The sequence below is a fragment of the Parasphingorhabdus halotolerans genome (assembly GCF_012516475.1).
GTDB lineage: Bacteria > Pseudomonadota > Alphaproteobacteria > Sphingomonadales > Sphingomonadaceae > Parasphingorhabdus > Parasphingorhabdus halotolerans.
The window spans coordinates 451160-477821 of the sequence record NZ_CP051217.1 but is presented as its reverse complement, the minus strand read 5'-3'; the positions used below and the strand labels follow the sequence as shown (position 1 = coordinate 477821).

The 26662-nt window shown below is 55.7% G+C and carries 21 protein-coding genes and 1 riboswitch; of the genes, 6 read left to right on the top strand and 15 right to left on the bottom strand.

The window, feature by feature from the left end:
- Positions 1-8: 8 nt before the first annotated feature.
- Positions 9-1922 (bottom strand): TonB-dependent receptor plug domain-containing protein, encoded by a 1914-nt coding sequence (locus tag HF685_RS02235; RefSeq protein ID WP_168818108.1) that lies wholly within the window; start codon positions 1920-1922, stop codon positions 9-11.
- An 81-nt stretch (positions 1923-2003) separates the two neighbouring features.
- Positions 2004-2216: riboswitch (cobalamin riboswitch) on the bottom strand.
- Positions 2217-2440: 224 nt separating this feature from the next.
- Between HF685_RS02235 and HF685_RS02230 the strand changes: the two genes are divergently transcribed.
- A complete protein-coding gene (locus tag HF685_RS02230) occupies positions 2441-2782 on the top strand; it encodes a hypothetical protein (RefSeq protein ID WP_168818107.1) in 342 nt (113 codons plus the stop codon).
- A gap of 22 nt (positions 2783-2804) precedes the next feature.
- Here HF685_RS02230 and HF685_RS02225 read toward each other — a convergent pair whose 3' ends face one another.
- The 8 genes from HF685_RS02225 to HF685_RS02190 form a co-directional block, all read right to left on the bottom strand.
- Positions 2805-5921 (bottom strand): efflux RND transporter permease subunit, encoded by a 3117-nt coding sequence (locus tag HF685_RS02225; RefSeq protein WP_168818106.1) that lies wholly within the window; start codon positions 5919-5921, stop codon positions 2805-2807.
- Entirely contained in the window at positions 5918-6988 is a 1071-nt protein-coding gene (locus tag HF685_RS02220; protein WP_246218708.1) for an efflux RND transporter periplasmic adaptor subunit, read from the bottom strand. The genes HF685_RS02225 and HF685_RS02220 overlap by 4 nt, the downstream gene beginning before the upstream one ends.
- Before the next feature lie 925 nt (positions 6989-7913).
- A complete protein-coding gene (locus tag HF685_RS02215; RefSeq protein ID WP_168818104.1) occupies positions 7914-9143 on the bottom strand; it encodes a cytochrome P450 in 1230 nt (409 codons plus the stop codon).
- Between the two features lie 5 nt (positions 9144-9148).
- Positions 9149-9607, bottom strand: coding sequence for a MarR family winged helix-turn-helix transcriptional regulator (locus HF685_RS02210; protein WP_168818103.1), 459 nt, complete (start codon positions 9605-9607; stop codon positions 9149-9151).
- 702 nt (positions 9608-10309) lie between these two features.
- On the bottom strand, positions 10310-11452 hold the full coding sequence (locus HF685_RS02205) for a phytanoyl-CoA dioxygenase family protein (RefSeq protein ID WP_211051309.1): 1143 nt from the start codon (positions 11450-11452) through the stop codon (positions 10310-10312).
- A 16-nt stretch (positions 11453-11468) separates the two neighbouring features.
- Positions 11469-11978: an aldehyde dehydrogenase family protein gene (locus HF685_RS16505; RefSeq protein WP_281352835.1), complete on the bottom strand. Its 510-nt coding sequence runs from the start codon at positions 11976-11978 to the stop codon at positions 11469-11471.
- Complete coding sequence (locus tag HF685_RS02195) at positions 11888-12880, bottom strand: aldehyde dehydrogenase family protein (protein WP_168818102.1); 993 nt, start codon at positions 12878-12880, stop codon at positions 11888-11890. The genes HF685_RS16505 and HF685_RS02195 overlap by 91 nt, the downstream gene beginning before the upstream one ends.
- Before the next feature lie 39 nt (positions 12881-12919).
- Positions 12920-14467, bottom strand: coding sequence for an acetolactate synthase large subunit (locus HF685_RS02190; protein WP_168818101.1), 1548 nt, complete (start codon positions 14465-14467; stop codon positions 12920-12922).
- 166 nt (positions 14468-14633) lie between these two features.
- On the opposite strand from HF685_RS02190, the gene HF685_RS02185 reads away from it, so the two are divergent.
- On the top strand, positions 14634-15509 hold the full coding sequence (locus tag HF685_RS02185; RefSeq protein ID WP_246218707.1) for a TauD/TfdA dioxygenase family protein: 876 nt from the start codon (positions 14634-14636) through the stop codon (positions 15507-15509).
- Positions 15510-15528: 19 nt separating this feature from the next.
- Here the strand turns inward: HF685_RS02185 and HF685_RS02180 are convergent, their stop codons facing one another.
- From HF685_RS02180 to HF685_RS02160, 5 genes are read right to left on the bottom strand one after another with little or no spacing between them, the layout of a single operon-like run.
- On the bottom strand, positions 15529-16638 hold the full coding sequence (locus HF685_RS02180; RefSeq protein ID WP_168818100.1) for an enolase C-terminal domain-like protein: 1110 nt from the start codon (positions 16636-16638) through the stop codon (positions 15529-15531).
- Between the two features lie 30 nt (positions 16639-16668).
- Entirely contained in the window at positions 16669-17931 is a 1263-nt protein-coding gene (locus HF685_RS02175) for an FAD-dependent oxidoreductase (protein ID WP_168818099.1), read from the bottom strand.
- 11 nt (positions 17932-17942) lie between these two features.
- Positions 17943-18269, bottom strand: coding sequence for a hypothetical protein (locus HF685_RS02170; protein ID WP_168818098.1), 327 nt, complete (start codon positions 18267-18269; stop codon positions 17943-17945).
- Positions 18236-19879 carry a serine hydrolase domain-containing protein gene (locus tag HF685_RS02165; protein WP_168818097.1) on the bottom strand — a complete coding sequence of 548 codons (1644 nt, stop codon included), beginning with the start codon at positions 19877-19879 and terminating at the stop codon, positions 18236-18238. The genes HF685_RS02170 and HF685_RS02165 overlap by 34 nt, the downstream gene beginning before the upstream one ends.
- Complete coding sequence (locus tag HF685_RS02160) at positions 19767-21344, bottom strand: M81 family metallopeptidase (protein ID WP_211051304.1); 1578 nt, start codon at positions 21342-21344, stop codon at positions 19767-19769. The genes HF685_RS02165 and HF685_RS02160 overlap by 113 nt, the downstream gene beginning before the upstream one ends.
- Before the next feature lie 105 nt (positions 21345-21449).
- Here HF685_RS02160 and HF685_RS02155 point away from each other — a divergent pair, with 105 nt between their 5' ends.
- The 3 genes from HF685_RS02155 to HF685_RS02145 are packed head-to-tail and all read left to right on the top strand — an operon-like array spanning position 21450 to position 23797.
- Positions 21450-22766 carry a spinster family MFS transporter gene (locus tag HF685_RS02155; protein WP_168818096.1) on the top strand — a complete coding sequence of 439 codons (1317 nt, stop codon included), beginning with the start codon at positions 21450-21452 and terminating at the stop codon, positions 22764-22766.
- The gene (locus HF685_RS02150; protein WP_168818095.1) at positions 22763-23104 is read left to right on the top strand and encodes a hypothetical protein; all 342 of its coding nucleotides are present in this window, start codon (positions 22763-22765) and stop codon (positions 23102-23104) included. Before HF685_RS02155 ends, HF685_RS02150 begins: the two co-directional genes overlap by 4 nt.
- A gap of 21 nt (positions 23105-23125) precedes the next feature.
- Positions 23126-23797 carry a TetR/AcrR family transcriptional regulator gene (locus HF685_RS02145; protein WP_211051302.1) on the top strand — a complete coding sequence of 224 codons (672 nt, stop codon included), beginning with the start codon at positions 23126-23128 and terminating at the stop codon, positions 23795-23797.
- 51 nt (positions 23798-23848) lie between these two features.
- Here HF685_RS02145 and HF685_RS02140 read toward each other — a convergent pair whose 3' ends face one another.
- Positions 23849-26011, bottom strand: a complete 2163-nt coding sequence (locus HF685_RS02140) for a TonB-dependent receptor (RefSeq protein WP_168818093.1) — start codon at positions 26009-26011, stop codon at positions 23849-23851.
- 134 nt (positions 26012-26145) lie between these two features.
- Between HF685_RS02140 and HF685_RS02135 the strand changes: the two genes are divergently transcribed.
- Entirely contained in the window at positions 26146-26403 is a 258-nt protein-coding gene (locus HF685_RS02135; RefSeq protein ID WP_168818092.1) for a hypothetical protein, read from the top strand.
- Positions 26404-26662 lie beyond the last annotated feature (259 nt).

Genomic DNA, 26662 nt, shown 5'->3' with positions numbered 1-26662 from the left:
AACCCGGATCAAAAGCGTGCTCTCACGCCGGCGTAAGCAGAGCGGCCGAATGTCCCAAAATCGGTTGCCGTTTGATAATCTTCATCAAACAGATTTTCGACCCTTCCGAATATCTCGAAGCTTTCCGCAATGGGCAGGCTGGTACGAATGCCAACCAGCGCATAACCATCTATCCGCCGACTGTTGGCGAGATCATCAAAGCTGTCGCCAACAATTTGCAAATCACTGCCGAGTTTCAATCCAAATGCTGTTTGGTAGTCGATGTTCAAATAGAGACTGCTTGATGGCCTGCGAGCCAGTTCATTACCCAAGTTTGAACCGTTGGAACGGTTCTCCGCATCAAGGAAAGTATAGTTGGCATGGATCGTAAGTTTTTCGGTTGGTTTAATAGTCAAAGCGGCTTCGACGCCCGTTGTTCTGGTGCGCTCAATATTGAGCGTCGTGCCAAATGGTCGCTGGTTATTGGCGCAAATCGCCGGCGCTGGATCCGGCAGGACAGGGCAAGCGGCAAAAGCAATCTGGTTACGGATATCGCGCCTGAAAACGATAACTGACGTCGTGACAGCGCCCGCCAGCCAGGTTTGTTCAAGCCCCGCTTCATAAGATTTGGCTGTTTCAGGTAATAAGTCAGGTGTTCCAAAACCAAACGGACGTCCATCCAAGTCTATTAGGGAAGGCCCACGGAAACCTTCGGCGTAGCTTGCGCGCAATACCGGACCGTCAGCGCTGAATTGATAAGCCAAATTGCCAGCTATGCTGGTGCGACCACCGAAATCGTCGTGCTCATCGTGCCTGACACCACCGGTAAGTGTCATCCGCTCTACCGGGCCGATAATGGCCTGAAAATACAAGGAATCTATTCCGGTGCGGTCGTTTACGCCTGCGTTTTCATAGCGGCTGTTTTCCATCTCTGTTCCGAAAACCAGTCTTATCATCCTGGCGATCTCAAAATCTCCGCGATATTCAAACCGCTCGGTGCGACCACGGGGCAGGGACGTGAAGAACGGACTGATAATATCGCGGTTGATATCAGCCAGGCTAAATGCAAACCGGTTCTTGAATCGCCCGTCAAAAGCATCAGCCGATACTGCGACATTGCCATAAAATTCTTCTGCCAAGGAATATTCTATGCTTTCCGAACTGAAAGGCGGGAAGACACTATCGCTTTCGACACGGTTGTCTGCATAATAGCCATTGGCTTCAAACCGGATGTTATCCGCAAGATCAACCATCAGACTGGCATTTGCAGAATATTGGCGATAGCCATCGCTCTCTGTACCTTGGTCAAACGCGCTTATGCCATCCGTTTTGATATAACCGCCACCAACGGAAATGCCTAGCGGTCCGACCTTTCCGGAAGCATTGCTAGTCAGTCGTAGCGTGTCCTGCGCCCCATATTCTCCCTGCGTGAACAGCTCAAAACTATCGGTTGGGCGCTTAGTGGTGATATGTACGACTCCACCAACCGCCTGACTGCCCCAAGCGACGCCATTTGCGCCGCGAAGCACCTCGATCCGTTCGATATTGCTGGCCAGTAAATTGCCGAAATCAAAGCTGCCATCGGGAGAAGAGGGATCATTGACTCTGATGCCATTGATCAACACCAGAGTCTGATCGGATTCAGCGCCCCGGATACGCACCGAGGTTTGACTGCCGATGCCGCCGCTTTGGGTTACATTGACGCCCGGAAGTTCTTGCAAAAGCGATGAAACTGAAATTGCTTGCTGGGACAATATTTCAGCATCGGTGATAATCGAAATTGCGGTGCCACTATCCTTGATATTTTGCTGCGCACCCGTTGCAATAACAATAATGGTATCATCGTCCTCTTGCTCGTTTTCGACTTGCGAAAACGCAGGAGTTGCATAGAAAAATGCAGCAGAACAAAGAATTTGTGGTAGATATTTGATAATATTATTCATCTGGAGAATTCCCCGGTTAAGTGACATAAAATGCCGCTATCAGAGGAAGACCTCCGTTCACCTGACACACCCCGTCCAGACGAAGAACGACGATACATGGCTGGTCTCCTGACTCGCGGATCGCTGCAGATATGCCGCCTTCCCAGATCGAAATGACCCAGTGGCATTTGGCATATCGGCTAGCCGCTTACAGTTGCGGGGGCAGTACCGGATTTGGAGTTGACCAAAAGCCAATCCCTCACCGGTTTCCCATTTCATTCCCAATTAAGGAAAACCCGATATCTGGGCTGCTATTGGTAGTTTCCTGTCGAAAGTGCAAGATTGAATTTTTCGGAATAACGCGAGTCGTTTCCCAACCATTTGACAGCTTTGGCCTGAAGTATTGCTTGTCGCCCTCAGAATTCGAACCAACCATCTGATAATAATAAATATATTCTGATGATGTAACATCATATTTTGTTGTTACGAGGCTTTCTTTTCGTGATATAATCTGCGTTAGAGTTTAAAGGGAAAGTGTCATGTTCACGTTATACGGATTCGCATTGCTTTCATCGGTTGCGGCGTTTGCAACAGACGCAGAAGCAACCCGGGTGAATTACTCAAACTGCCTTACGGACTTCACCGTCGAGCACCTTGATTTAAAATCGTCCTCAAATGTTTTCAAAAAGGCCGCGCCGTCTGCTTGTGCCAATGAACGCAGCGCGATGCTTGCGGCTATAAAGAAAGATGAAAAGCAGTTTGGCAGTAGCGAAGCTGAGGCAACAGAATTTGCGACCGAGGAAGTTGATGGCGTTCTGCAAAGCTTTGTTGATGGATATAGCGGTTACCTGAGTTCCAGCACCAAGCCGGTTAAATCATAAACTGACTGCCTGCTAGTTTGGCTCATGCGTTGGTTGACACTCCTCTGCCTTCCCTTTGAATTCTAAGACGGCGCGTCACGGCAAGCGGACTTCCGGTATTTCGGGCCAGCAGATAATAGAATGACGGAATTACCACCAGCGTGAGCAACGTGGAAATGCTGACGCCCCAGACCACCACGATTCCGATCGCTTCACGGCTGGCTCCACCCGCTCCGGTAGCCAGCATCAAAGGCGTCGCGCCGGCAACAGTGGCAATCGAAGTCATAAGTACCGGGCGGAAACGGCGCTTCGCAGATTCTAGGATTGCTCTTTCAAATTCCAAACCTTCATCACGCAACTGGTTGGCAAACTCGACGATCAGGATACCGTTCTTTGCGGCAAGTCCGACCAGCATGATCAACCCGATTTGGCTGTAGAGATTGAGCGTTCCGCCCATTGCTGTGAGACCAAGCAGGCCTCCGCTTACCGCAAGAGGAACACCCAGAATGATGATCAGCGGACTGACGAAACTCTCAAACTGGGCGGCGAGCACCAGATAAACAAGGATAATGGTAAAACCGAGAACCAGCCAGATCGAACCGCCGGTTTGACGCAGCGCCCGGCTTTCTCCTTCATAACCAATAGCAACCACCTCCGGCAGCGATGCCGCTTCCGTTTCGAGGAAAGTCAGTGCTTCGCCAAGGGAATAGTCCGGTGCAACCGTCCCTTCGAGGGTGATGGCGCGGAGTTTGTTAAAACGGTTCAGTTCACCGGCCTCGGCCCTGCTATCCAGCGTAACCAGACCCGACAACGGAACCAGCGTATCATCACGGCCACGGACATAGACATTGGTAAGATCGGCGGCGGTCACCCGGTCTTCCGGCTCAGCCTGCATGATTACGTCATATTCCTCACCCCGATCGACATAGGTACCTGCATTGCGCGAGCCCATCATCGATTCAAGGGTCCGCCCGATTTCCTGAACGGACACTCCGAGATCGGCGGCCCGCACCGTGTTGACGTTAACGACGACCTGCGGCCGGGTTTCCTTGTAATCGGACTCCAGTGTCTCGATACCCGGGTACTCGCCAGCAGCAACAAACAGCGCATCGCGCGCGCGGGTCAATTCATCATAGGTATCCCCTGCAATAACAAAGCGGATCGCTTCGCCGCCTCTGCCGCCGATCGTCGACCCGCCAGATGCAAAAACCTGCGCGGCCGGATAATCGCGAAAGCGCTTGTTTACCTCGGCAACGGTTTCTGCGGTCGTCATGTCCCGTTCGTCCCAAGGTTTGAGAAACATGATGATGCGGCCCGACGAAAAATCGCCTGACGGGCCAAAGGAAGCGGGTGCACGAAATAAAATTCGCCGCAGCGGGCCGTCATCTTCTGTCATAGGCAACACGATGGTTTCAAGGTCATTCATGACCTTAACCAGCCGGGGCCAACCAGCACCTTCCGCAATTGATGCGTTGCCGAATATAAATCCGGTGTCTTCGGGTGGGGCCACTTCGGACTTGAGCGTCGTCAGCCCGATGGCTGCGAAAATTGCGGCCATCCCGAACGCTATTCCGCCGAGCAGAAATGGCCTGCGGATCCAGCGGGATAAAACGCTTTCATACCTGATGCTAGTCTGCTGAAACTTTTCGTCAACAAAGCGGCTCATCGAGGTTTCGCCGCCGCCTTTTTTGAGGATTTTCGAACACATGACCGGAATTAGCGTAAGCGCCACAAAGGTCGAGATTGATACCGCAACGATCATGGTAATCGCCAGTTCACGGAACAACAGACCGGTTTCACCGGGCAAAAACATCACCGGAACAAAAACAGCGATAACAACGGCGGTGGTTGCAACAACGGCGAAACCGACTTGACGGGCACCTTCGAAGGCTGAGACTAGGCGGCTTTCGCCGCGTTCAATCCGCGCGTAGATATTTTCCAGCACCACAATCGCATCATCAACAACTAGGCCGATTGCCATCACCAGTGCCAGCAACGTCAGCAAATTGATCGAAAGTCCAAGGAGCCACAGAACAAAAAATGTTCCCATAAGCGAAATCGGAACGGTGACAGCCGGAATAAGGGTGGCACGCACCGACCCGAGGAAAAGGTAGATGACGGCGATCACCAGAAACGCGGCAAAGACTAGCGTTTCCCAAACATTTTCAATCGCCTTGTCAATGAAGACGCTGCTGTCATAGCTGACCGCCAATTGAACACCAGAAGGCAATAGCGGCTTTATCTCTTCAATCCGGTCCTTGATATCATTGGCAACTTGCAGTTCATTGGCGCCCGATTGCCGGATAATCCCCATCCCGACGCCGGGAAGCCCGTTCGAACGAAAATGGTTGTAAACATTTTCCGGTCCCAGTTCGACTCTTGCGACATCGGCGAGCCGCAAGAATGATCCGTCCGCGCTCCGGCGGATGACCAGCGCCTTGAAATCATCGACACCGCCATAGGCTCTCGCCACCCGCACGGTGAGATTGAGGTCCGATGATTCGACGCGGCCAGCGGGAAGTTCGACATTCTCGCGGCGCAGCGCTGCTTCAACATCATTCGGAGACAGACCGAAAGCGGCCATTGATTTGCGGTCGAGCCAAATCCGGATTGCTGGTCGTGCCGCCCCACCAGCCTGAACCCTCGCCACGCCATCGATTGATGAAAACCGGTCGGTCAATACACGATCAGCATAATCTGCCAGCCAGAGGGAATCCCGGCCTTCACCGGTAAGATTTAGCCACATGAACGGTCGGGCATCTGCATCAACCTTGTTAATTTCGGGTGGGTCCGATTCTTCGGGCAGATTATCAAGCGCACCCGAAACACGGTCGCGAATATCATTGGCTGCTGCATCGACGTCCCGGTCGGGCGCAAACTCAACCGTAATATCCGACCGCCCATCACGAGATGAAGAGCGGATCATTTCGATGCCTTCAACCCCGGCAATGCGGTCTTCAAGTATCTGGGTTATTCGGGATTCAACAACATTTGCCGCAGCACCGGGATAGTTTACATCGACCGAAACAATTGGCGGTTCAATGGCGGGGTATTGGCGAACGGGTAGTTGAAGAAAAGCGATTATCCCTGCGAGCACAAGCAACAGGCTAAGCACGACTGCAAACACAGGGCGCTTGACCGAGACGTCAGAGAGAATCAACGGTCTGCGCCTTTGGCCTTGGCATCGCGACCACTGACTGCTTTCGATTTACTGGGTGACTTCCCGACGGGTAACACTGCTTTGACGGGAGCGTCGTCCCTTACTTTTACGGTGCCATCAGCGACTATCTTTGTCCCCAAAGCAACACCGCTTAGCACTTCGATCATGCCATCGGAACGCAGGCCGACCTCGATGGAGGTGCGCCGCGCGATGCCTTCCTTGTCTACAACAAAGACGAAATTCTGGTCACCCTGCGCGATCAACGCTGTTTCCGGAATCGCAAGACCGGTGCGGGTTTCCGATACAATCCGGACAGTGAGCAACATGCCAGGGCGGAGTAAGCCGCTGTTATTGGGCAATATCGCACGTACGGTGATGCTGCGCGATAGCGGGTCAACCAGCGGGTCTATATTATCAATTGTGCCGAAGAAACTCTGGTCCTGATAAGCGGCGGATCGCGCCTCAATCACCTGACGTTTTTCTATAGATGTAAGAAAAGCCTCGGGAACGGTAAAGTCGAGTTTGATCGATGAAATATCACTGATCGTTGCTATCGGGCTGCCGGATGTGACCACGGTTCCAGGAGAAATGGTGCGCAGGCTAAGTACGCCGCTAAAAGGTGCACGGATAACCCGGTCTGATATACGCGAGCGAATGGCATTGGCATCTGCCCGAGCGCCATCGCGTAAAGCCAATTGCTCATCCACAGCGGCGTCGGTAGCAAATCCTCGTTTCTGCAAAGCGGCTAACCGGTCGAGCTTCTTGTCCGCTTCTCGCGCGCGCGCCTCAACGGCGTTTAAATCAGCAGATTCTTCACCCCGCGATAACTGAGCAATCATCGCCCCCCGCCGAACAACATCACCATCGGCAAAGCCAAGTTTTTCAATACGCTCGGTCACTGGCGAAGTGATGACGGTTTGTTCATTGGCAAAAGCAGTGCCAACGGCTTCGATGTCGCTGACAAATTCAGCCTGGGTTACAGCCCCGCCAACCACTGTCGGTGCATCGCCCGATCTACCACCTTCGTCTGCGCCGCTGCTACAGCCAGCGAGGGTTATCGATAGCAATCCTAATAGCCAAAATCTGTGTGTTGTCATGAGAGAAAAATCTTTGAACCTCGGTTGCATAATCCAAATTTCTGCGTCTGATCGAAAGCTCCAATGATTACGCCTCCCAAACGAACCACTAAACAGCAATACGATAGAGCATTAGGATTATTCAGCCTAGTGGATAAATGTCACAAAAAATATCCGATCTCATACTCCCGACGGTTTGCGTCAGTATGCAGTCATACTCTCGCTCCTGCGCCTTGATTTCAGTCAGCCATCCCGCTGCTTCGATTTGTGGTGATCACGTGATCAGCCGCCCAAACCTCCGTTTCCCGGACGATCTGCGAAACACAACGGGCCTGATCACTTTGTTTGGGAATGCCGTCACATATTTCACCCACACATATCGCGAGCAGCTATGGATAATTGTAAGAACATCTGAAAATCACCCAAGCCGAAAAAATATTGAATCGCATTGCCTTAAGACACGATACGCGACGTTCCCGGATGATATAGCTGGCGGACAGGGTGAGTGCAAGATTCATCTTCTAACCAACTGGTAAATATCGAAATTGATTGTAAGATCAGAAAACTATCCCACACTTCCTCCCACATACTGCATCCGCAGAAACGGTTATGAGCTCGGAGCCCGCCATTATTAAAACTTCGCTCCCAGATACAGGCCCAAGTGGTGCTGGCTATAATCCGCTGTTGGCAGGTTAGATGAATAATCCCTATTTTCGTATTCTGTAAGGGCGAAGAAAACATCGGTAATTGGAGTTTTTTCAACAGAATAGGGCCGATTGCGGAAGGGCCGCTTGGGGGCGTGATTGAGAATAGCTGATGTACGGGAATGACCCTCTAAGGGCGTTTCAGATTGCTACCCTTAGCGACCGTTTCGGGCGCGAAGGTGGCACAAGGATGTCGATGCCAGCAAGTTTGACTAGTTGCTGGCGATCCGTAAAGGCACGTTCAATATCCCATGCACAAACGGGTTATTTGCTCGGACAATATCACCTTCGAGCTCAAAACTCATTTTGCGTTTCACCATTTCCGAAAGCAAAATCTGAATCTGCAACTCCGCAAGGCGAGCTCCAACGCATCTGTGAACTCCATAACCGAAAGACAAATGTCGTCTGGCATTTTCCCGATCAGCTATAAACTTGTCAGCATTGTCAAAAACGGCTTCATCGCGGTTGGCAGAGATGTACCAGAGTATAATCTTGTCGCCTTCGCGGAATTTGTGACCATGAAACTCGGCATCTGCAACCACAGTGCGGCGCATATGAGCGACCGGCGTTTGCCAGCGGATCACTTCGCTGGCGGCATTGGGAAGCAGGCTTTCATCATTCTGGATTTTTGCCCATTCATCCGGATATTGGCTGAATGCAACCGGAATAGCAGACATGCTGTTTCGGGTCGTATCGTTGCCGCCAACGATAAGAAGCGCCATGTTGCCAAGAAATTCCTGAGCATCCATTTTGCCCAAGGCGTCAGAGTGGATCATCATCGAAAGCAGGTCTGGCGTCTGCTCGGATTTTGATCGTAAATCCCAGAGCTGGTGAAACGCCGTAACCATTTCAAAGATCAGCGCCATGCGCTCTTCCGGATGATTTTCGATCATGTCGAACGACGTGATGGCATCGGACCAAGTGATAAGCTTGTGTCGTTCTTCCCAGGGGTAGTTGAACAAAATTGCGAGCATATCGGTGGTTAGCGGCACCGACACCCGTTCTACCCAGTTAAACTCTTCATTCCGTGGCAATTCATCCAGCAGGTCTGATGTGCGTTGACGAATTCCATCCGAAAGCCGGGTCATTTCTGATGGTGTGAAAGCCGGTGAAACCGTACGGCGTTTAGCCGTATGGCGCGGCGGGTCCATTGCTATGAATGTTTCCATCGACATTTGGTCGATTGCCGCCGACTGGTCCAGAATAGAGATGCCTCCACGCGCGCCTTCGGACGAAAAAATTGCTGGCAGCGCTTCAATCTCGATGATATCCCGATGCTTGGTAATCGACCAGTAGGGCCCGTAAGGACTGTCCGCGCCGTGGTGGATGGGTGCTTCCTTGCGCAACTGCCTCATTACGTCATGAACCGATCCGTCAACGAAGCGCTCGCGAACGCTGGGATCAATGGCGTCAGTTACTTTTTGGTCCAGTTGCGTTGCCATTTTCTTCAATCTCCAAAATTAACCATGATCCGGTCTAGGTAGCTGTGCAGTTTATCAATCTCGGCAGCGGAAAATCCCCGAAACATCTGTTCATATATTTCGTTGATCGTGTCGCGGAGTTCAGGCAGCAGTTGCCGTGCCTTGCGTGTCGGCATTATGCGCCAGACCCGCCGGTCTCCGGGTTCTTTTGTGCGCTCCAGCAATTGTTTGCGTTCAAGCGCATCAATTGCCTGGCCGACGCTGGCACGCTCGAGTTCCAGGCAACGGGCAAGTTCTGTCTGGGTCATGCCTTCTTCGCGCAAAACATAGGCGAGCAGACGCCATTGTGTCCGGCTGAGCTCATAACCATACAGCGCGGAATCGACGGTCCTTCGAAGTAACCTCGGCACATCCTCAAACCGGAAAGTCAAAGCATCGAGCGTGGTTGGAAAGGCTCTGGCGGGTTGGTCTTTTACAAGTTCCATGAGTCGACATTATCACCGCTGCAGAATTATGTAAAGTTACATACAATAAGGCTGTAATCTAAAATGACTCCCTAAGGCTTGAAAGTAAGGATGCTTGAAGCTCCTGCGTCCTCTTCCGGAACAACGCAAACGTCTGATAGTTTTTTAGAAATCAAGTCTGGAAATGGGCCGTTTGCTGTATGTCGGCTTTTATTCTGCGATACCGACAAAGCAGACGTTGTGATTAGCATTTCAGGAACTTTCGCTTCCGCCCCAATTTCGGTCGTTGCCGACAGCACATTCGTTTCCTGAAAACCGCTATTCAATCCGGCAGAACATAAGGGCTACTAACGAACCGATATCGGGCCGACGGTCTGTGAACGTAGAGCGACGGATAGCCGCTATTAGCACCGTTCACAACGCTTGGTCGCTCTCCGCCTAAAAGTCGCCAGTTAGGGCTAAGACGAGTTATCCCAAGGCCGTCATTTGTTTATAGCAGTCTCGATGATGCTTAATCACAAACAAGGATAATAAGCCGCTCCGATCGACCCAAGACCTTCGAGCGCCTTACATCATATAAAAACAATTCAGAACTCTCCGCCCGGCAGAGATTGCAGGATCAGAACTGTTATTCTCTTCCGTAGAGTACCACCTACCCAAAGCTGACCCTTTGCAGACAAAAGCGTATTGCTCAGATGCTGAGATCGAGGAGGTTGTAGTCCTTCAATCCCGCTTTTGCTTGCGCATTCCAGACAAAGGTCTCGCCCGAATTTGCGAATGGCTTATATTCGTATGGCTTCTCACCGGGGTATTTTTGGACCGGGCTTCGATTGCATATCCTATGACTTGAGAACGGGTTCTAATCAGTTCAGCATCATAAACGGCGACTGGGCTGTGAATACCAGCACCTTCGACATTGAGCACCGACGATCGGCGGTGGAAGCCGAAATTGATCGTCAGGCGCGGTTCGAAACCGCTGTTGGGGAACGAGCCATGCACCAGTTGGCGGTTGCAGATCACGACGTCTCCGGGCGCACAGACCAGCGGGACCGCATCTTTCAGCCGCTCACTGCCCGATTCCCTGACCATCTCCTTGATGTCCAGCTTGCCCAGCTTGTGGGTTCCGGGAACTACCCAGACGCCATTTACAGGCGTGCTTCCGTAAGCCTGGGCCATGAAGTTGAAGCCGTGGATGTCCTGGTCGAAATCGGGATTGTCCCAGTGGGTATCGCCGTCCTGATGCCATGAAACTGCCGCACCGAACCCGGCGTCCTTGATGAACAGGACTTCGTTAAAGGGGACGAAATCATCGCCGTTTATGGCCGCCGCAACCTTCAGCAGATCGGGATGGCCATAGGTCCGAAGCGCGGCCTCGGAGAACTGGAGCGAACCCATCAGAATGAATGGGGTATCCTCAGGCGCTTCGTCTGCGGGCTTCAACTCCTTGAGCTTGATCTGGTGGCGACCTCTGGCGAGGTCCGTGCCACCCAGCGGATCACTAAGCGGTTTGCTCCACATCAAACCGGGGCCCTTGCAATCGGCCCCGATCGCCGGGCGTCCCTGCGAATCTACATTGGAGCCGGGGCCGGTCGGGAAGCGGCTGCGCAGCTCCTGCAGGTCCTCTTCGATGTCGGCCAGTTCCTGCTCGCCCAGCACGCCTTCAAACACATAGAATCCGAACTGGTGATAGGCATCGAGGATGTCGGGATGAAGCTTGCCGTTGTCTTCAAACCGGATGGGCCCTCTGTTGCCCAGCGTCAGGGCTTTCTCCTGACCTTCTAGCATGTAGGTCTTAACAGCCTCAGCGTCGTCACCGTAATGGGCGGCGCAGGCCTCAATCGAACGTGTGAAGTCAAATTTGGTCACTGTTTTCTCTCCCATCTTATTGGCCTTCGCCGGTAATCGCGGACAGCAATGCGGTGGCTACATCTCCGTATGGCGGGGCGATATTCAGTGCGAGGGCATCCGGATCGAGGTCGACCACGCCGCGCGGGTTGGTGAATTCGCGAAAGCCTTCGATCCCGTGATGTCTCCCGTAGCCGCTGAGGCCGGACCCACCGAAGCCGATATTGGGCTGAGCTGCCTGAAAAGCGCAGCCATTGAAGGTCACTCCGCCGGAATGCGTATCAGACAGCAACCGGGCTTTGAGCGCCTCGTCTTGTGTGAACGCATAGACCCCGAGCGGCCGTTCGTTACGGGCGATATAGCTGACCGCTTCTTCAAGCGTATCGTAGGGCACGATTGGCAGGACGGGACCGAAAATCTCCTCCCGCATCAGATCGGAGTCCAGCGACGGGTCGATCACCAGTCGCAGAGGCATTCTGCGGCCATTGGTCTGGCTGTCTTCACCCAGCGTGACGATTTCAGCACCACCCGAAGCCGCGCTTTCCAGCAGGCTTTCGATGCGGGCGATATGGCGGTCGGCGATGATGCCCGTGACATTATCGCTGACGGCGTAGTTCGGAGCGGCTTCTGCGATAAAAGTGCGCGCATGATCGACGAAGGGGCCGATCTTGGTGCGGGGGCGAGCACATAGTCGGGCGCGACGCACATCTGCCCGTTCTTGATCATCTTGGTGCGCAAAACGCTGGAGACATCTTCGCGCGTGACGGAGCTTTCCGTGAACAGGGCCGGACATTTTCCGCCCAGTTCGAGCGTCAACGGCACCAGATTCTGCGCTGCCGCCACGGCAACCGAGCGGGCGACGTCGGGATTGCCCGTGTACATCAGATGGTCCCACGGCAGGGTGGGGAAGGCCTTTGCAAGGTCGATATTGCCCGGCACCACGGCCACGATGTCCTTGTCGATTGCAGCCAGCAGGATATCCTTCATCACGGCGCTGCAAGCGGGCGTCATGTCCGAGGGCTTTATGATCACCGAGTTCCCGCCGGCAAGCATTTCCGCGAGCGGGCCGATGCCGATATCGAACGGAAAATTCCATGGCACCATATTGCCTATCACACCCTTGGGCTGGGGCGTGACGAAAGCGCGACTGGCGCCATACATGGCCGGGTCCAGATCGCGCGGATCGGACCTGGTCCATTCCTCCAGCATCGATTTGGCGAATTGCAGGCGTCCAGCAACCCCGAAAATCTCGACGAAATCCGCCTGGGCGCCGGGGTGCGCGCTGAAATCCTCGCGCAGCGCCTCGTGAATACGTTCGCGATTGGAGACAACAGCGCCGGTGATCGCATCGAGACGCTCTGCGCGCTGCTTCAGCGAGGGATTGGGATTGGCCGCAAAGGCTGCCTTCTGGCGTTCGAACAGTGCCTTGAGTTCAGCGATGGTGGTCATGGCATTCTCTCCAATTGCTATTGTGCATCGCCATATCGGTCAGATCATCGCTTCGATCAGGCGCGGACCCTTGTGTGCCAGCGCCTCGGCCAGTGCTGCATCGAACTCTTCTGCGGTGGTCGCCTTTTTCGCGGGAACGCCCATGCCGTGGGAAATCGAAACCCAGTCGATCGCTGGGTTGCGCAGGTCGAGCATGGACAGGGCTTTCGGACCGGGGTTCTGCACGCCGACACGCGCCAACTCGATGTTGAGGATCGCGTAGCTGCCATTGTTGAGCAGGATCACGGTCACATCGAGGTTCTCGCGCGCCATCGTCCACAAGGCCTGGCAGGTGTACATCCCGCCGCCATCGGCCTGCAGCGCGATGGTTTTGCGATCAGGGCATGCCACCGCGGCCCCTGCCGCAAGCGGTAGCCCCATGCCGATCGACCCGCCGGTCAGCGTCATCCACTCATGCTGGGCGGCCCCCTGCGTCGCCGGGAAAATCGGTGGACTAGAGGTTGCTGCTTCATCAACAACAATGGCCTGATCGGGCATCACTGCGGCCAGGATAGCGCCGATCTTGGCCGGGTCGAGCTTGCCTTCGGGAGCGGGTGGACGAACTGCCTCCTGGATCAGGGCAGACTTTGCTGGCGCACCAAGCGCATCAGCGAGACCCTGCAATGCGCCTTCCGCTTCCTCTTCCTTCGAGGCAAGGCGGATCAGCTTGGCTCCTTCGGGCGATAGCCAACTCGGTTTGCCCGGATAGGCAAAGAAGGAAACCGGCGGTTCGCAGCCGCAGAATACGATGGTCTTGAAGTCTTTAAGATATTCTTCGGCCTGTTCGCCAAAATAGGGCAGCCGCTCAACCGGCACCCGCCCCGCACCACGCTGCAACCGCGCCGGGAAGGTTTCGCAGATCAGTCTCGCCCCGGTCTTGGTGGCAATCCGGCCAGCATGTTCCAGAGCGCCTTCGCGCAATGCGCGCCCGCCCAGGAAAAGCGCGATTGGACCTGCGGCATCGCTCAATGCCTTGGCCGTGTCGCTGATCACCTGAGACGGGACTGTCTGGACGGCTGGCGCGGCGCCAAATTCGGCAATAGCGCTTCCTTCGTCCCATGCATGGTTGGCCGGAACCACTACGGTTGCGATCTGGCCCGGATAGCTGATCGCAGCCGAGAAAGCCTCAGTTCCGATCTGCGCCAGATCCCGTTCGGACTTGGAGACTTTGACCCAATGCGACATCGGGCGTGCCACGCCTTCCAGATCGCTTGTCAGGGGCGAGTTGTATTGCAGATGGTAAGTCGCATGATCGCCGACCAGATTGATGATCGGCGATCCGGCGCGCTTTGCATTGTGCAGATTGGCGACGCCGTTTGCGAGGCCCGGCCCGAGATGGAGCAAAGTAATCGCAGGCTTGTCCGCCATCCGGCCGTAGCCATCGGCAGCCCCCGTCACGACCCCTTCAAACAGGCCGAGGATGGCGCGCATGCCGGGCTGCTGGTCAATCGCTGCGACCAGTTGCATTTCCGACGTACCGGGGTTGGCAAAGCAGACGTCAACGCCCGCATTGCCAAGTGTTCCAATGAGTGCTTCTGCGCCGTTCATGTCTCTTGTCCTCCACCGCACCGGACGCTTAAGCGTGTCCTTGACCACCATTAATTATACAAATATATAATTTATTGCAACCGAAAGTGGTGGTAAGTATGACATTCATAGCTTTTGATGTTGAGTGTTGGTGGCTCAAGCCTGAGTAAATTATGGAGGCGCGGCAGTGCGGATCGATCAGAAAAGCCCATTCCGGCTGCAGCCGTTGGATAAGACTTTCGGCATGGTCGTTCGAGATATCGATGTCCGTTCGCTAGACGACACTGCCTTCGCAGAGCTGTATCAAGCATGGCTCGACTATGCCCTGCTGATCATTCCCGCGCAGCATCTGAGCGATAGCGAGCAGCAGGCGTTTGCTGAGCGGTTTGGCAAGCTGGTGGAAGGCCTCGAAGCCATCGAGATCAGCAACGTCCTGCCAAACGGACAGCTCAGAGACGCGCCCGACGACGACATGATGAAGATCATCCGCGGCAACATGCATTGGCATCAGGACAACACCTATATGCCGCTGCAGGCCAAAGGTGCCGTGTTCAGCGCCAAGCGGGTTCCGTCTTCCAAAGGCGACACGGCCTTCGCCGATATGCGCGCCGCCTATGACGCACTTGACGATGGCACGAAGGCCTTGATCGCCAAACTTTCGGCCCATCATTCACTCGCGCACAGCCAGGCCGAACTGGGCGAGGAAACCAAGGCTGGCGACAGCGAATATATCGGTTATGGCCTCGATGTTGCGGAAGTGCCGCTGCGACCGCTGGTCAAGATTCATTCCGAAACGGGGCGAAAGGCGCTGGCCGTCGGCAGGCACGCCTATGGCATTCCCGGCATGACCGATGCGGATTCATCGGCCCTGATTAATCGCCTCCTCCAATTCGCCGTCGCGGATGAAAGCTGCGTGTATCAGCACGGTTGGACCGCTGGCGACGTGGTTGTGTGGGACAACCGCTGCCTGATGCACCGGGCGTGCGACTGGGATTATTCCGAGCCGCGGGTGATGCTCCATTCGCGGATCGCCGGCGACCCCGTGTCGGAAGCCGCGCTTTAGTGTCAGCTGCGCGGCGGATTCAGCTCAGCACAGCAATCTTCTGCCGCTCGACCAGATCGAGATCGATTTCGTAACCAAGCCCCGGCTTGGTTGGCGCATGGACGAAGCCATCGGACCCGATCTGAATCTCTTCGACAAGACCATGCCACCACGCCTCGTGGGGAAGCAGAACTTCCATGAAGCTGGTGTTCGGGATCGCCATCTGGACGTGGAGATTGGCTACATCGTTCATGGAATTTCCGCCGTGATGAATTTCCAGCTTCATGGCGAAAGCTTCTGCGAGATGGGCAATCTTGAGCATCGAGGTTATGCCGCCTTTAATCATCACGTCGCCGCGCAACATGTCGGTGGCTATGTTCATGATCCACGGGGCGTAGTCATCAATCCAGCCCGCCGGAAATTCGGTGGCCATTACCGGGATATCGAGCTTTTCCCGCAGCTTGGCATAATTGTAGATGTCGGTCGTGGGCAGGGGATCTTCGTACCACTGGAACCCCAACTCCTCGATCGCGCGACCGACCCTCACGGCCTCGCCTAGATCATAGGCCGAACGGGAATCCAGCATCAGGTTGAAATCATTGCCTACCGCCTCGCGCACAGCCTGACAGGCGGCTATATCTTCCCGCCAGCGCTGGGTCGGGTGAAGCTTGTAGCCGTGCAACCCGCGTTCCTTGATGGCCAGTGCCTGCTCCGCATAGCCTTCAGGCGTTTCATGCTGTTCAGAGCTCGCGTAGACGGGGATCTTGTGGCGGAAAGTGCCCATCAGGGCATAGATTGGCAGGCCGCTGATCTTGCCAGCAAGGTCCCACAAGGCGATGTCGAGCGCGCAGACAGCAATCGTGTTGACCTGAGCCCGCATACGCGACATGCTCTGGAACAGCCGCTCGCGGTCGAGCGGGTCCTGGCCCATCAGGATCGGCTTGAGGAAGCGGATGATGTAGGGCGCCTCAAGCCTGGCCGGGTCGACGCACAGGCCCAACAAGGCATGGCCTTCGATGCCCTCATCTGTGTGTATCCGCACTAGGCCCAGGTCGGTGCTGTTGCCCTTAACTTTGACTTCGTGATCGTAGCTCTTGGACGGGATATTTTCCCATTTAAACAGGGTGACCGTCACGTCGGTAATTTTCATTTCGCCCTCGCGAAAATCTGTGGCTGTCGTTCAACCGAACTTGCGAAAGTCGTCCGCCGAAGCGTTCGGCTTCCTCTCGATTAGATCGGCCAGCAATTCCGCCGACCCGCTGGCCATGGTCCAGCCCAGATGGCCGTGCCCGCAATTGAGCCACAGGCCATCTCGCGGGGATTTTTGAATGATTGGTCTGCCCTCGGCGCTCATCGGGCGCAGGCCCGCCCATGGCCGCGCATCCGATAGATCGAGATTGCTCACGAGATCGGGATACACGCGCTCGAACAAAGCAATCAGGTTATCGACACGGGGTTGGTCGATCCGACGATTAAATCCGGCGAATTCGGCCGTCCCGACAAAGCGCAGACGGTGCCCTAAGGGCACCACAGCGGCGTGCATGGCATCGTCGATTACCGGCAGGCGCGGCATGCGATTGCCCAGTGCGCCCGCTGCAACCGAAACGCTGTATCCCTTGGCCGGCTTGACCGGGATCGGCAGGCCGACCTGCCGCGCAAGCTCCGGGCTCCAAACGCCTGTGCACAGGACAACTTCGCCGTGGTGTTCTTCTCCGCCAGAAGCGACACCTTCAATCCGGCTGTTGCGCGTGAGCAATTTGTCCACTCGTGCGCCCAGTCTGATCGTGCCGCCCAGCTCGCGCGCTTTCTCGGCCAACGCGAGAACGAACTTGCGCGCATCACCCACCCCATCGTCGGGGAAACGCAAAGCGCCAGCGATGCGATGCCCGATAGCCGCAAGCTGGGGCTCCGCTGCCACCGCACCTGCGGCGTCCAGCTTGTCGAACCGCAGGCCTGCCTCGGCCAGCCGATCGGCCAGCTCCAGAGGGCCAGCCATGGCCTGTGCGCTCTCAAATATCTTTAGCGTGCCAGCGTCGGATTGGTCATATTGTAGACCCAATCGCGCGGTCAGCTCGCGGGTTCGTTCAACTGACGCGGCGCACAGCCGGTAATTGGCCAGTGTCGTTGCTTGGTGCTGGGCGCGTCCTGAGGCGGCAAGGAAGCGCAGCCCCCAGCCAGCCAGCGCTGGCACTTGCGAGAGATGCAGCTTCATCGAGGATTTCGGATCGAACAGCGATGCCATCAAATGGCCTGCCACCCCCGGCCCGTTCCACGGATCGGGCATCGAAGGCGTCAACATCCCGCCATTAGCAAAGCTGGCCCCGCGGCCAAGCTCTTCCTCGGCCTCGAACAGGGTAGCTTCGTGGCCGCGCGAAACCAGCTCGTACAGAGTGGAAATCCCGACCAAACCGCCGCCGATGATATTGAAATGGCGCTTTGTCATGCCGGCACAGCTCACAACGAGAGCGTGATTAGGTTCCATTGCCACAGCTGCGCAATGAGCAAGACGTCAGCCACGAGAACCAAGATCAGCCAGATCATCGCGCCCTTGGGCAGCGATCGGGCAATGGCGGCCCGTGCGGCGATGGCGGCAGTGGCCAGCACCAGCGCCAGCCAGATATATTGCATCCCAAGCGCGACCCACAGCCCCGACCCGGGCCAGTCAAAGGCCAATGCCTCTCCCAGCAAGCCAATCTGTAAGACCGCCGCTACGAGCGCAGCGGCAAAGGCCAGCCCGGCCACAGCTTTCACAGTGGTAAGCTGCGCGAGAGGTGCCGACACGCCCTGTGCTTCCTTGCCCGCCAGCCTGCGCGGTCGAACCCAGACAAGATGCCACAGAGCCAGCAAAGCCACAGCAGCCAGCACCAGTCCAAAGGCCCGAGCGTCTGCCACCAGCCAATCCGGTCAAACCCGTAATGTCCGTAAGCGGCAGACATTCGCAGGGCGCGCCCGTCAGGCCCGTAGGTGAATTGCACTATGGAGCCCGTCTCCGGGTCATGGAATGTCCCCGGCGCGACACGGCGATAGACGCCGCTTTCCGCGCCGCCCTGAATGTTGAGCGTCCCGCCTGGCTGGCCCACGACTTTGCGTGCGCCCATCAAGGGGCCGAGGAATTTCGACAGACGTGAATAGTTGGTCCGGTCGATAAGGTAGTTGCCTTCATGCTTCTCAAGTTCAGCAGGTGTCAGTCCGGTGGCAGCGCTCCAGCCCGGAATGGGCTTTGCCTGCGGGATCATTCCCTCGACCAGGCTTGTGGCCAGTTTGCGCGGCGCATCATGATCGTCAGCACCATTGACGCTAACGAAGACGCCGATCTGGCGATCCGGAACCATTACCATGGCGCTGAAATGGGTGTAGGCAGACCCGCCATGCTCGAACGTGGGAAAGCCCTTAATCCAGCCGGTGCGAAAGCCCCAGGCATAGCCTGGGGCGGTCGGATTGTCCGGATAGGGCCGCTGCTGCATCCGCTCTATGGTCGAACGCTGGAGCAATTCAGTGCCGCGCAAGATTCCGAGCATGTATCGGGCCATGTCGCTGGCGGTGGCGGAAGCCGAGCCGGCCGGGGCCGCATGCCAAATGTGGGTGAAGGGTTGCGGCTCGAAAGCGCCATTGCGGTAGAAATAGCCGGTCGAAATCCGGCTCGCTAGTTGCGGATCGAGGGTCGGGAAACCGCGCGGCATGTCTTGCTCGCGAAAACTCGTCGCGCGCATGTCCAGCGGGCCGAAAATGTGTTTTTCGATGTAGGCGTGAAACGGCTCACCCGAGACGTTTTCCACGATCAGCCCGGCAAGCGTCGCACCGTAATTTGAGTATACTGTCTTCTTACCCGGCATGCGTACCAGTTCGGGCATGGTTTGGTCGAGCCATTGCCGCAACCCGATTATCCCGCTTGTACCATGGTTGAACAGGATGCCGGCGGCGCGATCTTCGAAGCCTGAGCGGTGGGTAAACAGATCACGCACCAGAATCTTCCGCCCGCCGAAAGTGGGCAGGTTGAGGTCTTTGAGATAGGTTTGTGCTGGCGCGTCCGGATCAACACGGCCTTGCTCGACCAATTGCATCAGTGCGACAAAGGTCAGCGTCTTGCTGACCGATCCGATCCTGAACAGAGTTTGTTCTGGGTCAACCCGCGCGCCGCGCTCAATGTCTTCAAATCCGTAGCCGCGCTGCAGGATCACTTTGCCGCAATAGACAACCGACAGGGTCGCGCCGGGAATATGCGCGGCTTGCCGCATGGTTTCGATCCGGGCGTCCGCCTCGATCCGCAAAGCGGCAGCGTCAATGTCGGGCCCGGGGCAATTCTGGGTCTGCGACGGTGTCTGGGGCCACACCGGGCTCGCCAGCGACATTGCCAGCAGCGCAAGCAGGCCGCAAAAAGTCCGCCAGATCATTCCGCAGCGATCGAGAACGGGTCGACGTCGGCCAATGGCCAAACAGCCCGCGTGAGACGGGTATAGGGGATTTGCGCAACATCGAACGGCATCCCCCAGGCGTGCTGACATAGTGTACAGATGTGCCCAGCGGAGCCCATGCCTCGAAGAAGTGCTGGGTCGATTTGACGATCAAAAACTTCATTGCGGACAGATCGATGCCCAGTTCCAGGAACGGAGCTGGTTCGAACACCTGTGTCCGGATGGTGTTGACGAACAGATGAACGCCGTCGGCTTCCAGCCAGACCAGCGTGCCCAGAACCATCGAGCTCTCACCCAGGGCGTGCGACATATCCTTGCCGATGGCGCGGACTGTGACGATTAAATCAATTGGATCACCTGAGCTGGGGCCAATTTTGCCGCCGAGCCGGACGGGCAGGGTGGCCCCAACGCCAGCATCTTCGATGATCTGGACAAGGATCGGGTCCCAATAGATGCCCAATACGACATCGCGGATTTTCCGGCGCAGGATTTCGGCAAGGATGAAGGTGGAATCGCCTGGTGAGCCGCCACCTGGATTGTCCGCCACGTCAGCCAGTACATATGGCCCGTCCGACATGTCGCCAAGGCTGTCGAGCGTCTCTTCGATACCCGGGCGGCCAATCCTGAAGTTCTCCCGCAGATCCCATATCTCGCGGCCGAATTCTTCCGCCAGCCTTTGCGCCTGATCTGCATTGCCGTCGCACACTGCCAGCATCTTGGTGCCGACCTCGGGGGAATCTCCCCATGGGAAGCCATGTACCAGTGATAGCGACAGGACGCCGTCTTTGCCTTCCGCTGCGAACATCCGGTCCACGAAGGAGCGCATCGGCTCAATCGGCGTCAGATACATTCCGATCATGCGGCAATCGAATACCCGCATCACAGGTTTGGTTGCGCCATTGTGGGCTTCCATCGCCAGCTTGTACAAATCACGCCCGCGCTCAGCGATATCGGTGTGCGGGTATTCCTTGTAGAAGACCATGACATCCGTGGCCCCGAGCATCTCGTCGGTAAGGTGGCAATGAGGATCAAACTCCGCACCGATCATCACATCCGGCCCGGCGATTGCGCGTAGCCGACCAATCAGATCCCCTTCGCAATCAAGGGTTTTCTCGGCGATCATAGCGCCGTGCATTTGCAACAGGATGATATCGACATCGCCTGCGGCGCGCAGATCGTCGCAAATCCGCCCGCTCAGCGTGTCGTAAACATCCTGAACCGTGGGCCCAGCCGGTTGGGCCATGGCCGACACGCTTTCGAAAACCTCGTGCCCTTCGGCTTCAGCGAGGCGGCGCCATTCATGGAGGACAACGTTAAATGCGACAGGGGGGTGCTGTGTCGCGTCGCCATAATAAAGGCCAGGTTCCTCGTAGCCGAACCATCCGGTGGGCACCGGTGAAAAACTGTTCGTCTCAGTGGCCAGACAGGCGATGAAGATTTTCACGGTTCGATTCCCCTCCGATTAACTATACAATGATATAATTTATCTGGCGTGGCAAGCGGTAATGGGTTAGGCCGCTTGTAGAACGCAGCAGCGAGAGGGGATTAGATGAACAGCATCGAGACGGAGAAGCCCCCTCGCGCAATGCCGCTGATCGGCAACCGTTGGTACACGCTGATGCTGCTTGCACTGGTGTACTTGATGAGCAGTCTTGACCGCTTTCTGCTCGGCATTGTGCTGCCATATATCAAGGCGGAAATGGTGCTCAGCGACACGCTGCTGGGGTTGCTTTCGGGTGCGGCCTTTGCCATTTTCTACGCGACGCTGGGATTGCCGATCGCCCGCCTTGCTGACCGCTACAGCCGCAAACTGATCATCACCGTTTCGCTCGCGATCTTCAGCGTGATGACAGTGCTCTGCGGCTTTGCGTCCAGCTTCGCGATGCTGTTCGCAGCGCGCATCGGTGTTGGGATTGGGGAAGCGGGTACCGGCCCGGCCTCATTTTCGATTATTTCGGATCGCTTCGAGCAGGAACGCCGCTCCACAGCGATGGGTATCCTGTCGCTTGGCGGCAATTTCGGACTTTTGCTTGGCTTTGTTGCTGGCGGATATATTGCCGCGCACTGGGGCTGGCGCTCCGCGTTTCTCCTTGCAGGCCTGCCTGGCATGCTGCTGGCGCTCCTTATCCATTTTACCATGAAGGAGCCCCGCCGCGGGGCGGTGGATGGTCAAGCCGCCGCGAAGCCCGTACAGCAAGCCTCTATCCCGCAGGCGATCCGAATTCTGATGGCGGTGCCAAGTTATCGTCACCTGGTTAGCGGCATGGCATTGCTGCTGTTCGGGGCAACAGGAATGCTCGCCTGGATCCCATCGTTGGTAGACCGCTCGTTCGGTCTGAGCCCTGACAAATCGGGATTGCCGATTGCGCTGATAATCATCAGCGCCGGGATTACCGGAACCTTGCTTATCGGCGGTATGCTGGCTGACCGGTTGAGCAAGAGAGATCCGCGCTGGTTGCCCGGCATCGCTGCGATCGGGGCGCTGGTCATGTCCGCTGGAGCAATTGGTGTAGCACTGGCGCCAACCATTGGATGGCTGTGGGTTGTCTTTTCACTCGTGGCTGTCGGCTCGACAACGTATGTGGCGCCCTCTCTGGCCCTTAGCCAATCTCTGTCTCCCGTCGAGTTGCGCGCGACCAGCGGCGCTTTGGCGCTCATGATTGCCAATCTGTTTGGCCTTGGTCTTGGCGCGCCGGTAATCGGTATGCTCAGCGATTTTCTGGAGCCTGAGCTCGGCAAGGGGAGCCTCGCGGCTTCAATGTTGCTGATACCGATCCTGGGTGTCTGGGCCGCATTTCATTTTGCCCGCTGCGCGGCGTTTCTGCCGCATTCGGGTCCTTCACCAAAAGAGACTCTCACTGCATGACTTCACTACGATCTATCACCGCCGAAACCGTCCGCACCGATCTGACCCAGATGGCTTGCATTCCGATGGTACGCGACGCCGCGATTTCGCTGAGTGCCGGCATGACCCGTCAGGCGTCGCGCCAGATCATTGATCTTGGCGACGGCAACGCGGTCGGCTCCAGCCACGCCGGATCAGCCGAGATCGACTCCCAGCTTATTCCGGCCTCGCTCTTCATTCCTGACCACCGGAAAGGCGTAATCGCGCAAGGTTCCGAATTTCTCGACACGGTCAGCGAAGACACAACCGGACCTGAAATGTGCGTTTGTTTGTTGCCTAGCCTTTACCGCGCTAGTTAAACATGCTTGTAAGTCTGTAAGATGAGATCAAATTCCAAGTCAGTGACGCAAGAGCCCCGCCGTGGCCGCCCGCCCGCCTCCGAACAGGTGGACCGGCGCGATGCCTTGTTGAAATCAGCGATAAAACTGTTCGCCGAAAGGGGCTTCTCGGCCGTTGATCTGAGAGAGATATCCAAGGACGCCGGTGTCACGGTCGGACTGATCCGGCACTATTTTGACAATAAGGAAGGCCTGATCGACGAGGCGATCGCGAATGTGATTGATCAGTTGCAGGCGGTATTTGGGCAGGTCACGGCAGATATTGATGCTTCAAGCGGGTACGAGTTTATTGATCTCTTGTCGCAGCGGCATGATGCTCTCTTGTATCAACGATATGAGTTGCTTCAGTTTCTAAAGCACTTAGCTGTTGAGATGACTGACAAGTCGGGCCCGATATTCAAGTCCTATTACAAACACTTGAACTCGGAAGTCCTAGAGTTGCAACGCCGCTGGGGCTTGCCCTCAAAGATAGATCCGTCGTGGCTCACCTTCACGCTGATGTTCATTCAGTTGGGGCCGATATTTCTCACTGAGCAGATGAAGGCCATTATGGGCTTCGACAAGGACGACAAAGCTATCATGACGACCCGGACAGTAACGAGCACTGAAATACTCAAACACGGCATCGTCGTAGAGAAAAAAAGCGAGAGCTAGACGAGTCCGCAAGATTGGCGGGCAGCTCTTTCAAGCTACCCGCCCCGCAATTTACTTCCCGAATTCGACCTTGACCGTAACGCCGTAGGTTTGCGGGCTATTGTACGAAGCTTTTGATGCGCCGAGGAACGTTCGACGGTTGTAGATCTGCGTCGTGACATCGAACGCGTTGCGCATCCAGCCAAAGACCGAGACGTTTCCGAAATCAAGGCCTGCGCGCAGATTGACCTGTTCCAGCGAGCTATTCAGGTTGATTGGCAGATTGTTCGGGTTGGAGAAGAAGGAGCTACGATAATTGTAGTCGCCCTGGATCATCAAATTTGCGAAGCCCAGATCGAAATCAGTGGCGATGCCAAGATTGAGGTTGTGCTTTGGCGCTTCTGCTGGGCGATTGCCGTCAAAATCAACACCTGGCCCGCCACCGTTCTTGAAGCTGTCGAACTTGGTATCGTTGTAGCCATAATTAAAGAAAAGATTGAGCCACTTGACTGGTTGAACATCGGCTTCAACCTCAAAACCTTTGCTCGTGACCTTGCCTGCATTCGTCACATTAATTGCTGATCCTCCATTTGACAGCTGGGTAAAGGCAAACACCTGGAAGTCGCTGTGCTTGGACAGATAGGCGGAAAGGTTAAGCCGCAGGCGGCGGTCAAAAAGTAGCGACTTGAGGCCGACTTCGAATGCATCGACGCTTTCGTCGTCAAATCCGATGTCAGGTACGGAGGGCACAAAATCAGTGTTCCAGCCGCCGCTCTTGTAGGCACGTGCGTATCGCACATAGGTCATAACATCGTCGGTCACGTCATAGTTCAGGCTCACCGTGGGCGAGAAATCGCTGGATGAGCGTTTGTCTTTGAGCGCGCCATTGGTGAACAACCCCGACGTGTCGGTGATCTTGTAATCAACCGACTTGTCTTCCTTGTTGAAACGTGCGCCTGCAGTCAGTTCAAGCCGGTCGGTTATGTCGAAATTCGTGTGGGCGAAAATCGCGTAGCTTTGAGATTTTACCGTGCCAAATTGATTCACCGAGACAAAAACCGGCGGTGCCAAAGGATTAATCGCTGGCGCAAAAGCCGTTGCTGTCCCGCCTCCCTGAATGTCTTGCGTCAGATAGTACAGGCCGACCACATAATCGAACCGCCCGCTATCGTCGGACGCATAGCGGATTTCCTGCGAAAAATGGCTCGTATCTTCGAAGGCCGGCTTGGTAAATGCGAAAGCGAACGGAGTGTTATCCTCGTCGTTTCCTTCGACAAAATAGCTGCTTGTGCGAAACGCCGTGATCGAGGTCAGCGTGCCGCCGTTTCCGAATTCATGATCGACCTGCGCAGAAAGCCCGTCAACACCGATTTTGTAATTCTGCAACTCGTCGATTGCAAATTCGCGCGGATTGGGCGCGCGGGGGTCAATTATGAGTTCGCCGGTGACAGCACCACGGCTTTTGAATTGCGCAGTATCCGCCGTGATATAGAGCGACGTATCACCTTGCTCGATCAGCAATTGACCGCGCAATCCGTAGTCGTCACGGTTATCATAATCCAGGCCATTGAAGAGGTTCTGCACGAAGCCATCGCGCTTATGAATCATGCCTGAAACGCGCATCGCGACATTGTCTGATGCAGCGACATTCAGCATGCCCTTGAGGCGACGATTGTCATAGTTGCCGTATTCTGCTTCGACATATCCGCTGGTACCGAATTCCGGCTTCGCAGTGATGATGTTGATCGCACCAGCCACCGTGTTCTTGCCAAACAGCGTTCCCTGCGGCCCGCGCAGGACTTCGATCGAGGCCACATCGAGCACAGCCTGGTTCGATGCGGCCGAGCGGCCGACCCAGACGCCATCAACATAGACGCCGATTCGGTTGTCGAATCCGGCATTGCGTGACTGGTCCGAGATGCCGCGAATGCCGAAGGTCTTGCGCGAAGGGTCCTGACCAGCAACGACCAGTGATGGGGTCGAAAATTGCAAGGATTCGATGTTATTGACCTGCAGCCGTTCCAGATCCTCGCCGGTGGTGACAGAGACGGCGAGCGGGACGTCCTGGACGTTCTGTTCGCGTTTTTGTGCGGTCACGACGATGACATTGAGACCCGATTCTGCGGCCTCTTCTGTCTCTTGGGCTGAGGCTGTCTGACCGATCATTGCGGCTGCAACCAGCGGAATTACCGACGTAAATCTCAGCAAAGTGTGCTTGCGTTGTCCAATATGCATTTCAAAATCCTCCCGCTAGATATTCCAATTAAATATACTGTGGTATAATTTATCGGATAAGGCAAGCGATTTTGATTGGCGTGCTGGTTTAACCTCGGAAGGAATCGGCCGTCACAGGAGCCCGGTGCAGGAGATTGGCGGAATTCCTGCATTCGCTGGAGGCGTTGGCGAGCAAGGCGGAGTTCGGACGCTTCCGGCCGCATCGGGTCAAGGGCCTCTGCTATAACGATGACGCCAAGGTCGAGCTTGTTTTTGCCCATCAGAAAAACCGCTATGACCCTTGCATCCACACCGCCGGCATTGCCATTGCACAGGCAAAACTCACGCTGCCTATCTTTGCCTACAACTTCGACCGCCTGATCTTCCATGAGCGGTGTGCAGCCGCGGGATAGGTGCGCCTGAAATCCGCAAAAGAGACTTAAAAGACCACAGATATCAAGGAAAAACAGCCATTAATTCCGGCCTGAACGTCACTGCGCGCGTGTCAGGCAGTGATGCGACCGTTCAATTCGTTAAAACCATGGTTGTTGTGGGTTTCAAATTTGCGTGGTTGCTCCTTCGCGCCCAGCTTGCGTAACCCGGAACAACCGTCAAGGCAGGCATCAGATTTCCTTAAACCCGTCTGTGGCCAAGGGGCAGGAGAATAATCCA

Coding starts and splice junctions, on each gene's coding strand:
- HF685_RS02175 (WP_168818099.1), bottom strand. CDS start 17,931: ATGACAAAGCGCCATTTCAATATCATCGGCGGCGGTTTGGTCGGGATT.
- HF685_RS02235 (WP_168818108.1), bottom strand. CDS start 1,922: ATGAATAATATTATCAAATATCTACCACAAATTCTTTGTTCTGCTGCA.
- HF685_RS02150 (WP_168818095.1), top strand. CDS start 22,763: ATGACTTCACTACGATCTATCACCGCCGAAACCGTCCGCACCGATCTG.
- HF685_RS02145 (WP_211051302.1), top strand. CDS start 23,126: ATGAGATCAAATTCCAAGTCAGTGACGCAAGAGCCCCGCCGTGGCCGC.
- HF685_RS02230 (WP_168818107.1), top strand. CDS start 2,441: ATGTTCACGTTATACGGATTCGCATTGCTTTCATCGGTTGCGGCGTTT.
- HF685_RS02165 (WP_168818097.1), bottom strand. CDS start 19,879: ATGATCTGGCGGACTTTTTGCGGCCTGCTTGCGCTGCTGGCAATGTCG.
- HF685_RS02190 (WP_168818101.1), bottom strand. CDS start 14,467: ATGAACGGCGCAGAAGCACTCATTGGAACACTTGGCAATGCGGGCGTT.
- HF685_RS02140 (WP_168818093.1), bottom strand. CDS start 26,011: ATGCATATTGGACAACGCAAGCACACTTTGCTGAGATTTACGTCGGTA.
- HF685_RS02155 (WP_168818096.1), top strand. CDS start 21,450: ATGAACAGCATCGAGACGGAGAAGCCCCCTCGCGCAATGCCGCTGATC.
- HF685_RS02215 (WP_168818104.1), bottom strand. CDS start 9,143: ATGGCAACGCAACTGGACCAAAAAGTAACTGACGCCATTGATCCCAGC.
- HF685_RS02210 (WP_168818103.1), bottom strand. CDS start 9,607: ATGGAACTTGTAAAAGACCAACCCGCCAGAGCCTTTCCAACCACGCTC.
- HF685_RS02180 (WP_168818100.1), bottom strand. CDS start 16,638: ATGAAAATTACCGACGTGACGGTCACCCTGTTTAAATGGGAAAATATC.
- HF685_RS02195 (WP_168818102.1), bottom strand. CDS start 12,880: ATGACCACCATCGCTGAACTCAAGGCACTGTTCGAACGCCAGAAGGCA.